The sequence below is a fragment of the Pirellulales bacterium genome, assembly GCA_019636335.1.
Taxonomy (GTDB): Bacteria; Planctomycetota; Planctomycetia; order Pirellulales; family JAEUIK01; genus JAHBXR01.
In genome coordinates, this window is record JAHBXR010000001.1 from 66,920 (window position 1) to 80,772 (window position 13,853).

A 13,853-nucleotide genomic window follows, 5' to 3' on the forward strand; every position below is an offset into this window, starting at 1 on the left:
TCTGGCGACGGTGCCGTGTGCAGTTGCGCCCGCCGGCGACCACGGGCGAGATTACCGATCGCGCCGGCGGAAGACCTGGATGATGCCGTACTTTTCCGGCGTGTACTGCTTGGCGTTCTCGTCCCATTCGAAGCGAGATTTTTCCGGAGAGACAATCTCCACCCAGCCGCAGAGCTCGTAGTGCGTTTCGAGATAACTGGCAGTCCAGTCCAGGATCAACGTGGGGGCGCCTGGGGTGTAAATCCAATCCTGTACTAGCACGATGAACTTGGGCTTCGAGGCACGAATCTCGTCGATCATGCTCTCTTGCATCTTCTGTGCGTAGGGATGCACTTCGAGCAAGGGATAGGCGTACATGTGCCCCGTCGCCGCGCGGCGCTGCGCCAGAAAGTAAATCTGCGGCTGCGAGCCCAGCACGGCGATCGTGTCGTCGGGGTCGGTGTGCGATTTGAGATACTCGGCGACGATCGGGCATTCGTTGAAGGGGTCGATGCCGTACGTTTTGCGAGACAGTTCCCAGTGCGACTTCGTGAGCAGGAACCGTGCCGAAGTCGCGACAGGCCAGAGCAGCAGCACCAGCGCGGCCAAGACGCCGACGATGAGCCGGGTGCGGTGGGGACCGGGGGACTCGACGGAACGCTCCGGTTGCGCGGCCAGCTCGCGCAGGCAGATCCCGGCGAGCGCCGCGAGCGCCGGCCACACGAGAAAGAAGTAATGCGCGCGGAAATGCCAGCCGGGGATCGTGGCGAGCACCGATCCCACGGTCCACGTCACCAGGAGCAGGCCGAATTCACTCGTGCGCCAGCGCTTGACGACGAGCACGAGTCCCCCCAGCGACGCCAACAGCAGTGGCCACACCGGGGGCACCTGGCTGCGCAACGCGCGCATCAGGCGCCCGAGGCCCACGTCGAACGTGTCGTTCGTGGCGTAAGCCCTGGCGTAGTCGATCGTCCACAACTTGAACGATTCGAACGTGCCGCTCCACAGCAACAGTGCGGCGGTCAGGGCCAGGGGCAAGGCCAGCCCGAAGAGGAAGGCCGCTCCGGATGCCAGCCACTTCTTGCGCGCTTCTGGGGCCTGAATCAACCCCGCGGCCAGGCCGGCAAAACCGGTCAGCGCCAGGAAGGCGCCGTGCTGTTTCATCAGCGCGCCGATGCCGAAGCAGATGCCCGAAAGCAACCATAGCGCGACGCGTGGCGAACGCCAGGCATGCACGAGGAGCAGGATCGCCGGCAAGGCGAACATGAGTACGAAGTGCTGCGACTGCGTCGACATGGGTTCGACGGCCGGGCTGTAGCACAACGCGGCAAAAGCGGCCGCCGTCCAGACCCCACCCCAGCCGTCGAGCAAGCGTCGCCCGATCAAGAACATCCACACGATGTTGATGCTGGTGGCCAGCAGCAGGCCCTGGTGGATGCCGACGGTGGTCTTGCCGAAGAGGACCTCGATCGCGGCATAGGCGACGTAGATGCCCGGCCATTTCATGGCATAAAACGACCGGTAGGGGGGCTCTCCCTCGAGCAGCATTTGTCCGCCGTAGGCGAACTCTCCCTCGTCACGCTCGAGCGGCATCTCGAGCAGCGGCCAGCGCAGCGCGAGATTCGCGATCAGAATCACGATCACGGCGAGCCAGGGCAGCCACGGGCGCGCAACAGGTGGCGCAGCATCGCCGCGAAGTTCGGTCGTCGATTCCGCCAACGCAGACATGAACCGCCGTGGGCACGTACCGAGTGGATGGAGCGGCGCTCAACGAGCCCGCTCTGCCCCATTGTAACGTGCCAAGGCTCGAACGTGTGCAGGGCGCTCGAGGCGAGCGTATTTGCTGGTCAGGACTGCTCGATCTCGACCCAGCGTCCCGACTTGGCGCTAGCGAGCACCGCCTCGCAGACGCGCTGCGTCTCCAGCGCTGAGCGGAAGTCGGGCTGCACCGGCTTCTTCGTCGAAAGGCTTTCGAGGAAGTCGGCCAGGGCGTTGATGAACGTGTGCTCGTAGCCGATCGTACAGCCCGGCACCCACCAGCGGTTCATGTAGGGATGCTCGGGATTGGTCACGTTGACGCGCTGCCAGCCGGTAAGGTGGCTTTCGATCTTCTTGCCCGTCGCCGGGTCGGCGTACTTGAAATACTGCAGAATGTGTGGGTCTTCGAGATCGAAGAAGACGCTGCCCCGTTCGCCGTTCAACTCGAACGTGTTGTAGTTCTTGCGTCCGCGGGCGTAGCGCGTGCTTTCGAACGTGCCCATCGAGCCATTGGCGAAGACGGCCAGGAACATGCAGGCGTCGTCGATGCCGACGGGCTGCTTCTTGCCCGTCTCGGCATGGACGCGTTCCTTGACGAACGTTTCGGTCGCGGCGGTGACGCGCGTGATGGGGCCGTTGAGCCAGAGGGCGGTGTCGATCGAGTGGGCCAGCAAATCGCCCGTCACGCCCGATCCGGCGACGTCGAGATCGAGACGCCACAACGCGGCGCCCCCTTGGGGTACGTCTTCGGCAATCGTCCAGTCTTGCAGATAGGTGGCGCGGTAATGAAAGGGGCGACCGATGCGTCCTTCGTCGACCACCTGCCTGGCCAGCGAAATCGCAGGAACGCGCCGATAGTTGAACCAGACCATGTTCGGCACGCCGGCCTTCTCGACCGCGGCGACCATCTCTTCGCCTTCGGCGAGATTCATCGCCAGGGGCTTTTCGCACAGGATCATCTTGCCCCGCTCGGCGGCGGCCAGCACGATGTCGCGATGCGTGTTGTTCGGCGAGCCGATGTCGATCACGTCGATGTCATCGCGTTCGACTAGCTTGCGCCAATCGGTCTCGTACGATTCGTAGCCCCAGTTCTCGGCAAAGGCCCGGATCTTGTCTTCCTTTCGCGCGCAGCAGGCCTTGAGCACCGGGCGGTACTCGAGGGGGAAGAATTGGTTGACCTGACGATAGGCGTTCGAATGGGCGCGGCCCATGAACCCGTAGCCGATCATGCCGATATTCAGAGGTTTGGTCATGGCGCGAGAGACCTTCTATGCAAGGCGATTGTCTGGAACAGTTCGTGTGGCACTGCTGGCACGTTCAGCAGTGAAGGATCGAAGGCAAATTCAACCCGCTGTGTGCGACGCGCACCTTAGCCGTATTTCTTGGCGAGCACGTCGATCCCCTGCTTGCACTTCTCCGTGGCCTTCCAGGCATCGGGCCAGAAGCAGAGATCGATCGTCCACCAATCGTCGGGGCAGCCCGCCGCCACGATCGCCGGCATGAACTCGTCGAACTGGAGATTCCCCTCGCCGAAGGGGGGGTGGGTGCTCGTGTGGTTGTCGTGCAGCGTGTCGTCCGAGTCGATCAGGTGGACGCGGCCGATCTTGCCCTGCACCTTCTCGGCCAGTTCCTTGATGCCCCCCTTGAGCGTTTCGCGCTCCCCCGGCTGGCGCGAGCCATGGACCGCCACCATGTTCGCGTGGCAGGTGTCGAACATGAGCAGGAAATTGTCGTGATCGACCGCGTCGAGCACGTTAAGCACGTCGCTCGGCTTGTTGAAGGCAAAGCCGGGCTCGAACTCCCACACGACGCGCACGCCGGCGTCGGCCGCCTCTTGCGCACAGCGACGCCAGGTTGCGGCCACGCGCTTGAGCGCCGTGTCGTAATCGACGATCGTCTCCTTCTTCGGCTCTCCCTTGATCTGGCCGAGCACGCCCGGATCTTCCGTCGTATCGACGCGAATCACCTCGATGCCCAGGTCGTTGCAGAACTTCACGTTCTTGCGAAACGTGGCCATGTAGGAGGAATCGTCCGCGGCGGTGATGAGCTTTTCGCTCCACAGGTCCGCGGCCAGGCCGCTGCAGCCCATGCCGCGCGATTCCCACAGTTCGCGCACCTGGGCTCGTTCCTCGGGGGTCTTTTGCAGGTCGGGGTTCGGATGGACGCCGAAGCCTCCCAGTTCCAAGCCGTCGAACTTCAGGGCGTGCAACTTCTCGACCACTTCGGTGAAGGGGACGGGATTGTCCGCATAGGGGCCGATCGAATAGGCCCAGGTTCCAATCGAGATTCGTTTCGACATGGTTTTGCTTCCCGGTCTGGCTTGGCGGTGATGTTTGCGGTGAGCTAAGTCTGCGGTATCGCCAACACTGCCGGACGAGCTAGCGATGGCGTTAGACGTCGTTCACCTTTGGTGTCGCGCTCTTCTCGCTGGGGGGTAGCACGGATGATTTTCCGGAGCGGTGTGGTCAGCGTGCAGGGCTGGAGTCGGAAAATCGTCCGTGTCGCGTAGCGACCAGAGGATTGGTGAGGTTAACGGCGTCGAATACATTCAAAGACACTGTTCTAGCGGCGGTAATCGCCCACGGCGGGCAGCTTCGCATGCACGTCGGGACCGAAGTAGCGCAGGCCGACCAACGGCTCGCTACCGGTGTTCTCGATCTCGACCCCCGCATTCGCCGCATCGTGCGTGATGAAGACTTCGTCCTCCGTATCGGCGCCGAAGCGGATCATGGCCGGCGTTTGCAGCTTGAGCCGGCCCATGCGGCCGCTCCCCTGCACGGTGATCCAGCCGCTGGCGCCCGGGTCTTGCAGCTTGCACTTCTTGCCCGGCTCGATGGTCAGTTCCTTGGCGCTGAAGAGCTGGGCCTTGTCGATCGTGCCGTAGACGATCCAGCGATCGGTGTACCCGTCGCCGCTGCGCGATTCGTCGACGATCGGCTCCAGGTAGTTATTCTCTTTGAAGTGCGTGTCGACGTTCTTTTCCCAGTCGAGCTGGCCGATGATGAAGTCGAGATCCTGGTGCTTCTCCTTCGGTACGTCCTTGACGAGCAACGACCAGGGGACCTCGCGCCCTTCGACGAGCGACTGGAACATGCCGAACACGTCCGAGCCCCACTGCGGCTCGTAGGTGCAGAGCGAACCGGGTGCATGTAGCACGCCGGGGGGAATGAGCCAGCCCGTGCCGCGCTTCAGCCGGTGGGCACGCGACAGGTCGAGGATGCCGTTGTCCCCCTTGTGCCAGTCCTCGAGGCAGCGGCGGACCTGGGCCTTCGTCGTGCCGGGCTCCAGACCCATGAACGTGTAGGCGAAGTTGTTGTCGACGTTGTTCAACTGCGGCGGAAAGTAGTAGCTCTCGGGCTTGCCTTCCTGGCCGACGAGCTTTGCGTCTTCGAAACGCTGGTGCATGTGATGGGGGATCGGCCCCATGTTGTCGAAGAACTTCGAGTAGACCGGCCAGCGCTGGTAGCGATCGAACATGGCGCGGCCGATGAGCTTCGCGCCGGCCTCGGCCACGGCGTCGCGGAGCTGAAAACGCTGACCTTCGTGGACGATGTAGCTGAGGCCTTCATCGGGCACGCGGCCCTCGTTGGCGGCTTCGGTCGTGCTGGCAAACCAGCGCTCGTCGATACCGCCCCGATGGGCGCCGTAGGCGTACCAGTCGGTGGGGGCGAGCTTGATGCGCTTGCCTGGATGCAGAAAACTACGCGGCACCCAGTTCGGGGCGAGCCGCAGGAGGCCCTCTCCCTTGTCCAGCGCGCTCGCCAACAACTTTGCCACATTTTCGCCCGCGACAACCTTCGAGGTCACCATCTATGCACCGCTCTCCGTTGGTATACTTCCCATCGCCGGAAGCGTAGTTGTAGTGGCTCTTTGCGCCCTCTTCAAGCAGGAGAAAAAGTGAGCGGACAGGTACTTGGGGTGGCCCCGCCGGTTGCTACGATGAGGGTCATCTTGCCGGCAATCGCCCACGCTTCCTCCGAATCCACCTCGGCCGATCGATGAGTTCACGCATGAGCATCAAGACCTGGACCCTGCTCGACGCCGCCGCCAACCAATTCGTCGACTCCCTCGAGTTGACCCCCAAGGAAGTGGGCGGCACGGCCCGCGGATATCGCGTGAGCAAGCGCACGCTGCGAGGCGGCGTGCGCGACGGCGTCGATGTGGTCGAGCTCGACAACGGCGAGTGCCGCGTCGTCGTCGTACCGACGCGCGGCATGGGCATCTGGCGCGCCTGGCTGGGCGATTTCGAGGTCGGCTGGCGCTCGCCCGTGCGAGGCCCCGTGAATCCGGCTCACGTCCCGCTGTTCGAGCCGGCCGGGCTGGGTTGGCTGGCGGGCTTCGACGAGCTCGTCTGCCGGTGCGGGCTCGAAAGCAATGGCGGCCCCGAGTGGGACGACCGTGGCGTGCTTCAATACCCGTTGCACGGCAAGATCGCCAACACGCCGGCGCGCAAGGTCGAGGTTTCGATCGATGGCGCCTCGGGCGAAATCACGCTGACCGGCACGGTCGAGGAAGCACGCCTCTATCACGCGAAGCTGCGTCTGACGAGCACGGTTCGGCTCAAGCCGGGCGAGCAGGGGTTCCGCATCCACGACCTCGTCGAGAATGTGTCGGCCGAGCCGAGCGAGCTGGAATACCTATATCACATCAATTTCGGCCTGCCGCTGCTCGACGCGGGATCGAAAGTGGTGTTGCCGGCGACCCAGGTCGTGCCGCAGACGCCGCGCGCCGCGGAAGGCGTGGCCACCTGGGACACGTACGACGCGCCGGCGGCGGGCTTTACAGAAGAGGTGTTCTTCTTCGAACTGGCGTCGTCCGGCGACGGGCACACGCAAACGATGCTGCGCAACGCGCGCGGAGATCGGGGTGTGAGCCTGCTCTTCAATCGTCAGGAGTTGCCCTGCTTTACCCTGTGGAAAAGCACACAGATGCCCGAGGATGGCTATGTGACGGGGCTCGAGCCCAGTCTGAACCTGCCGAATGGGCGCTCTTTCGAGGCCGCGCAAGGCCGCGTGACGAAGCTCGCCCCGCACGAGCGGCGCGAGTTTCGCATCGAGGTGCGCATCCACGGCGATGCCGAAGCGGTGGCCCGTGCCGAGCAGGCCATTGAATCGCTGCGAGGTGGCGTTGAACCACGGGTGTTTGACCGGCCGCAAGCGGGTTGGTCTCCCACGTAGCTACCGGCCTGCGAATCTAGTAGCGATCTTCGCGCAGTCGCAGCAGCCAGAGAACGGCGGCGGTGCGGGTGATCCAACTGCCGAGGAAGATCACCTGGAAGTGATCGAGCTCGAGACCCGCGAGGGTGAAGTGGGCCTGCGCGGCGAGCCGATCGTACATCCAGCCGCCGAACACCGTCGCGGCGGCGTAGCAGAGCCCCGTCGTCGCAAAGTACATGGACAGGTAAGGGGCAAAATCGTCCTCTTGCGACAACCTCAGCGCCAAATTGGGTAGACAAATGTTCTGGACGGCGTAGAGCGACCAGAGCAACCAGGCTCCAGCCAGCCACCACGGATGCGCGGGCGTGGCCGCTAGAAAAAAGAGGGGCGCCGCGCCCAGCAGCAGTTGACTGACGATAAGTGCCGCGCGGTTGCCATAGCGATCGGCCAAGGGGCCTGTCCACCAGCTCACGCCGATCTGGCCGATCCGCATCCCCACACGCATCGTTTCCAGCGGCAGCACGGGCAACTGCAAGACCTGCTTCGGGTAAATATTCTGCGCCGTCTGCACGACGCCATTGGCGAGCGAAAGCCAGCAGCCAAAGTAGAGCAGCCGGCGAAACGACGCACTTTGCCAGACACGTGTGAGCGAAACCCCGGACGGCATCGCCGCGCGCGCCGAGAGTTCCAGGGGGGGCATGGCCGTCAGCGGCACGATCGATCCGACGAGCAGCAGGCATCCAGTAGCAAAAGGGATGACGTAGGCCAACAGCGACCACGCGCGGGCGGCCGCCGGGAAGGTCTCGCGCCATAGATCGGCGAACATGCCGCCGGCCAGGATCAGCGGAATCGCCACGGCCAACTGCCACATCTGACGTCGTGCGAAGTAGCGACCGCGCACGCGGCGGGGCACGAGCGCGCCCAGCCACGTCCACAAGGAGACGGTGCCCATGTATTCGAGCGTTTGATGCACGCACAGGAGCACGATCAGTCCAGCGATCGCCGCGCGGTCCGGCAGAAAGATCAGCCCGGGCAGGAGGGAAAGGATTCCATAACTGAGCGAAAAGAGCTGCACGCTGGCACGCTTCGCGCCACCGAGCGACACAATCAGCCTGGGAGTCAACAAACGCAGCAGCCCCGACAGGGCCGGCGCGGCCAGAATCAGACTCAACGACATCCCACGCGCGCCGAGATCGAGCGCCAGATAGATGACCAGCGTGCCGGTCGTCAGTGCGTTGCCGGCATACCATAGCGTGCCGTTGACAATCGCCAGCCGCATGGCACGGCGACGTGCCGGTTTGTCGAGCTGCCCCACTGCTCTCGTCATGCGTAGCAGCGTACGGCGGTCTGCACGAGAATGCAATCGCGAACGCCGTCTGTAGAGATAATCTCTCCTATTGGTGCGCTGCGTCAAGCGTGCCAACTGCTCGTTGGTGGGGAGTGGTGTTCACGGCAGTTTGCGCTTTCCTGGAATGTCTACACACAATGTAGATAATATGGGCATTCGCCAAGCAAAAAAACTGCACAAGTTTTGCTTGAATAGCAAGAATTAGAGCGATAGTCTCTCGGCGCACTTCCTTGCTGCATTTCACGCGCACGACTCTCATCGCTGGAGGTAACGGCCATGGGCATTCTTACATCAGGCCGTCGTAACGGTCGCGCACTCGAATCGCCGCGCAAGCACTCCTGGTGGCGGTTTCATGGCGGTCACGAAATGCTGCTCGAGCGCGCCGCGCCGGTCGTCGAGCAGTTGGAAGAACGCCAGATGTTGGCGATTTCGACGTTCGCGGCGGGGTTGCTTACGGTCGTCGCCGATCCGTTGTTCAACGAGAACGTCACGATCAGCGCCGCCGGGGGCAACGTCAAAGTCAATGGCGCCGACCCGCTGTTCGGAGCGGTGCCCGCCTCGGCGGTGACGGGCATGATTCTCACCGGTGGGTTGGGGGCGAATGTATTCGATCTCACTCCCGTGCAACGCTTGCAGACGTTTACCAATCTCAGTGCCATTTCCGTCACGGGGGGCCTGGGCAACGACATGCTCAAGCTGCATACCCAGAGCGGCTACAACGATAAGATCGACATTACCGCTTCGACGATCTCGATGTCATTAAATGTCGGTTCGGGCGTCTCGGTTTCGATCGGCTACTCCGGCATCAACTCGCTGCTCGTCTACTCGGCCGGCGGCGCCGATACGATTACCGTCACCGAACCGATCCTAGGCAGCATGCCGAACACGATCGAAATTCAATCTCAGGATGAATCGGACATCATCGAGGTGAATCTCGCTCCCAACGGCAGCAATACGACGTATATCGTTGATGCCGATGGTGGGGCGAACGATCGGTTCAGCTATTTCACGCGGAGCGCCGGAGATGATACTGTCACGGCCACGCAGACGCAGTTCATCGCGCGTCTCGCCGACGGATCGGTCAAGTCGGCTAGTTACACCGGGGTCGAGTACCTGCAGGTCTTCACCGATGCCGGCAACGACTCGGTTGTCGTCACGGAGCCTGCCAACGGAGTCTTTCCCGCGACGATTTCCGTCGAAGGACAATCGGGCAACGACTCGGTGACGGTGAATCACGGCATCGCCACGTTCGCCACGCTCTACGGCGTGAACCTGGGGAACGATCCCGACGATCGTCTGACGGTAAACACCGCCAGTGGTCACAGCGACTCGGTCACGCTGATCGCGCCCACGGTGCGTACGCAGCTTGGTCCCAACCCGGCCACCAAGCCGCAGAAGGTCATCGTCCAAACCGGTGTCGATTGGCTTACCGTGCGTACCGCCGGGGGAGGCGACACCATTACCGTACACGAGCCGGCCTCGGGCAGCCTAGCCCCGATCGTCGATCTGCAGGGGCAGGACGAGGATGATTTCATCGAGATCAATCTGGCAACGAATGGCTCGGCGAGCAACTACAATGTCGATCTTGGCGCCGGAGCGAACGATATCTTTGGCGTCTTCACTCGCTCGGCCGGCGCGGACATCGTGGCGGTCAGCAGCACGCAGGTGGCCGCGACACTGCCGTCGACTCCGACCAAGACAGCCAGCTATGCGGGGGTCGAATACTTGCAGGTCTTCACGTCTGGCGGAAACGATTCGGTTTCGATCACCGAGCCCGCGAGCGGCCCGTTTCCGCCTCTCGTGCTGGCCGACACCGAGACGGGCAACGACGAGGTCATCCTCAATCTGGCGCTCGCCACGCTGGCGACCACGCACGTCGTGTTGTTGGGGGCCGATCCGCTCGATCGACTGGTGGTGAACACGCAGAGCGCCGCCAGCGATTCCGTGACGCTCAGCTCGAACGGAACGATGATGACCACCACGGCGCGATTGGGACCAGGAAACCCCACGAAAACGATCCTGCACTCCGGCACCGATAGCATCACGATCGACACGGCCGCCGGGAACGACACGATCAACGTCACCGAACCGACGTCCGGCGCGTTTCCCGCCAAGGTCATTGCGCAAACCGGCGACGGGGATGACTCGGTCTCGCTTTCTCTGTTGCTGGCCTCGGCCGGCACGATCTACGCCGCCCTGCTCGACAACGGGACGGACGATCGGCTCGAAGTCAAGCTGCTGGGGGGCTACGACGATCTGGTCGGCATTCGCGACGTCGCGCTCGAAGCGCGGTTGGGCCCCAACCCAACTTCCAGTCCGGTGAAGTCGGTCATGCTCGCCGGATTAGAACGACTGGCCGTCAGCACCGCCGGCGGGCACGATCGCATTACCAGCACCTCGTCGCTCGGCGCGACGATCAGCGGCGGCGGCGAGAACGACACGATTCTCGGCGGTCCCGGGCCCGACTCGCTCCTGGGCGAGGCCGGCGCCGATATCCTGGTCGGCGGGCAAGGCAACGACACGCTCGAAGGGGGAGCGGGGCGCGATCTCCTCTTCGGGGGTGAAGGATCGGATAGCTTTTTCGGCGGCGACGATCAAGACATCGTGCTGGCCAGTCCTTCGATCTACGACTGGGACATCGCCGCACTGGGCGAGATCCACGAAGAATGGCGCCGCACGGACGTCGACTTTGCCACACGACTCGCGCATCTGCAGGGCACGCCCGGCGGTCTGAACGACGGCATCTACTTGAAAGCCGCTCCCGACGACTCGACCACGAGCAACTACGGCCAAACCATCTACAACGATCTCGCCACGGACGACGAACTACGGGGGGGTGGCGACGTCGACTGGTTCCTGCTGCACGACGGGACGACGCCCGATCGGGTGGGAGTCGAGCCGCGGACTAACCTCGGAGCATCGACTGTTCCACCACTCGCCCAGATGGACGAAGGCCCGAGCCACTCGGCGAACCCGGTGTTCCTCGAGCCGCCGGCCCCCAGCATCGCGGTGGGGCTGAATCACGTCGTGACGGTGATGAATAAGCTGGTCCGTTTCGAGACGAAGAACTTCACCCACGAAACGACGCAAAGTCTGGCCGCCTTTTTTGGCCCCCTCAATCCGGCCAGCAACATCACGAGCCCGCAGGCGCTCTACGATACCTATCAGCAACGCTACATCATCGTGGCGATCGATGGATTGGGGGCCTCGCCCGGACGCCTGCTGCTCGCCATTTCCGACGACAGCGATCCGAACGGCACGTGGTACTACCGCGCGATTCCGGCGAGCGTGGTCATTGGTAGCGAGACGACCTTCCCACGCTCGTTCAACCTGGGGGTGGGAAGCGAGGCCCTCTACATCATGGCCGAGATGCACGGCACCGTGGTCAACGGATTCCACGGTTCGCGGTTGTGGATCGTGAATAAGTCGCCGCTCTATAGCGGCGGTAGCGCGCCAGACGACGCGCGCGTCTTCGATCCCTCGACGGAGGTCGGACTCAATCGACAGGCCGTCTACCTGCAACCGGTTCAAGCCTACGGGACTTTGCCCGCGGGGGTCGGCACGTTTCTGGTCGCCACGCGATATTGGGATAGCGGTGCAACCTGGAACTACCGCCTCGGTAGCAACGACGCGCTCCTGGTGATTCGTATCGACCATCCGCTGGCGGCGACTCCCACCTTCGCGGGTCAACTCGTCGATATCGGCAACGACATCGATCCCAACTTTGGCAATCTTCCCCTGGCGCAACAGGCCGGGGGTACGAATGGCATCGGCACGGGAGACAATCGCATCGCGAGTGCCATTTGGCGGAACGGCAATCTGTGGCTGGCCAATTCGATCAATCCGATCGGCACTGCCGACGACGGGCAAGCCACCGTGCGCTGGTATCGCCTGAACACGGCCTCGCTCGGTGCGCTGGCTATTGCCGAGATGGGGCTCGTCACCGGCGAGGATATCGCGCCCCGAACGAGTACGTTCTACCCCTCGCTCGCCGTCGACACGGGGGGCAATCTCGCGATCGGCTTTTCGGCCTCGGCCGGCGCCGATACGAGCTTGGGGAGCCAGGGCATCTTTGCCAGCGCGTACTATGCGTTCCGCCTGGCCGGCGATCCCGGCACCTCGCTACGGACGAGCGGTCTGCTGGCTGCCGGTCTCGCGCGGTACGGAACCTCGAACGGCCCGTGGGGGCCCTACTCGGGGCTCGTGATCGATCCCACGTCGAACGAGACGTTCAGCCGTTTCTGGGTCTTCAACCAGTATGCCTTGGCGCCCCAAGGCAATGCCGGCCGTTGGGGCACGCGCCTCGGTGCGTTGGTCGTCGACGTGTGAGGAGAATCGACCCCTCGCGCATGAAAAAACGCCTGCCGGAGCACATCGCTCCGGCAGACGCTGCTTTCATCAATCCGTCGCGGCCACTTACTTGGCGGCCGTCGTTTCCGGCTTGTTTTCCACCACCCAGATGTTGCGGAAGACGACCGGGTTACCGTGGTCCTGCAGCAGGATCGGGCCGGCGCCAGCGGCTTCCTTCTCGCCACCGGGCGTCTCGCTGTCGAGGGCGAAGTTTTCGTGAATCACGACGCCGTTATGCCGCACCGTGACCTTGGCGTTGTCCGTCTTCTTGCCCGACTCGTCGAACTTCGGCGCGACGAAGTCGATATCATACGTCTGCCAGGTGAGCGGGGGGAGGCACATGTTCTCGCGCGGGGCCTTCTTCGAGTAGATGCCGCCGCACTCGTTGTCGAGCCCTTCGAGCCCGAACGAATCGAGGATCTGCAACTCGTAGCGATTCTGCAGATAGACGCCGCTGTTGCCGCGCGCCTGGCCCTGGGCCTCGGGCATGTACGGCGTGCGGAACTCGAGATGCAATGTATGATCGCCGAAGCTCTGCTTGCTCTTCACGCCGCAGTTGAGAAAACCTTCCTCGGTGACCTTGCCACCTTCCCAGGCGTCGGCATTCTTGCCGTCGAAGAGCACGATCGCGCCCTCGGGGGGCGAAGCGCCTTCGGACTCGATCTTGCGCTCGTACTTCTTCAGCGTGCCGAGCTCCTGCTCGTCGATGCTCTTCACGACGACCGTGCCATCCTTGATGATCGCGTAGCCTTCGTTCGCGGTCAGCTTGACGACACCGTCTTCCTCGGCGGCGTCGGCCTCGAGCTTGCCGAAGCCATCCCAGCCTTCGCCCGGCAACCCGCCGAAGTAGGCGACTCCCTTGTACTTGCCTTCGCCCAGCGACACGACCTGCAGGCCGAACTTCTGCGCGTTGCCGTCTCCCAGATCGAACTCGCCCAGGTACTCGCCCTGCACGGCGAAGTCCTTGCCGGCCATTTTCGGATCGGTGATGGCCTCGGGTTTTTCTTCATCGGCGCGAGCCACGGCAAACGTGCCGCACGCCAGCATCAGTGCGACGAACAGCCAGTGTCTCTTCAGCATGCGAATCTCTCCAATCGGGGTGTGACTGCGAAGCGGTGAACGGGTGATGCGGTGGGGCGCGATAGGCATCGCGGCCGCGCGGGGCCGGCACGGTCGGCTCCCTCCATCGACCGGCGGCGAAGTTTGCATTTTGAACCGCCGGCGACCCCAGAGCAAGCGACCGGTGGGCGAATTTCCCCCAG

The 13,853-nt window shown here is 63.4% G+C and carries 8 protein-coding genes; 2 read left to right on the forward strand and 6 right to left on the reverse strand.

All coding sequences use genetic code 11. The annotated features are described in order from the left end of the window. Positions 1–51 precede the first annotated feature (51 nt). The 4 genes from KF708_00270 to KF708_00285 form a co-directional block, all read right to left on the reverse strand. Positions 52–1,707: a glycosyltransferase family 39 protein gene (locus KF708_00270; GenBank protein ID MBX3411120.1), complete on the reverse strand. Its 1,656-nt coding sequence runs from the start codon at positions 1,705–1,707 to the stop codon at positions 52–54. A 119-nt stretch (positions 1,708–1,826) separates the two neighbouring features. Next, a complete protein-coding gene (locus KF708_00275) occupies positions 1,827–2,990 on the reverse strand; it encodes a Gfo/Idh/MocA family oxidoreductase (protein MBX3411121.1) in 1,164 nt (387 codons plus the stop codon). 116 nt (positions 2,991–3,106) lie between these two features. After that, a complete protein-coding gene (locus tag KF708_00280) occupies positions 3,107–4,036 on the reverse strand; it encodes a sugar phosphate isomerase/epimerase (GenBank protein MBX3411122.1) in 930 nt (309 codons plus the stop codon). Positions 4,037–4,299: 263 nt separating this feature from the next. Next, entirely contained in the window at positions 4,300–5,547 is a 1,248-nt protein-coding gene (locus KF708_00285) for a hypothetical protein (protein ID MBX3411123.1), read from the reverse strand. Between the two features lie 200 nt (positions 5,548–5,747). Here KF708_00285 and KF708_00290 point away from each other — a divergent pair, with 200 nt between their 5' ends. Continuing rightward, positions 5,748–6,914 (forward strand): aldose 1-epimerase family protein, encoded by a 1,167-nt coding sequence (locus KF708_00290; GenBank protein ID MBX3411124.1) that lies wholly within the window; start codon positions 5,748–5,750, stop codon positions 6,912–6,914. A gap of 16 nt (positions 6,915–6,930) precedes the next feature. Here KF708_00290 and KF708_00295 read toward each other — a convergent pair whose 3' ends face one another. After that, complete coding sequence (locus KF708_00295; GenBank protein ID MBX3411125.1) at positions 6,931–8,220, reverse strand: hypothetical protein; 1,290 nt, start codon at positions 8,218–8,220, stop codon at positions 6,931–6,933. 297 nt (positions 8,221–8,517) lie between these two features. Here KF708_00295 and KF708_00300 point away from each other — a divergent pair, with 297 nt between their 5' ends. Then, positions 8,518–12,570, forward strand: a complete 4,053-nt coding sequence (locus KF708_00300) for a hypothetical protein (protein MBX3411126.1) — start codon at positions 8,518–8,520, stop codon at positions 12,568–12,570. 87 nt (positions 12,571–12,657) lie between these two features. On the opposite strand, the gene KF708_00305 is transcribed toward KF708_00300, so the two are convergent. After that, on the reverse strand, positions 12,658–13,671 hold the full coding sequence (locus KF708_00305; protein ID MBX3411127.1) for a DUF1080 domain-containing protein: 1,014 nt from the start codon (positions 13,669–13,671) through the stop codon (positions 12,658–12,660). Positions 13,672–13,853 lie beyond the last annotated feature (182 nt).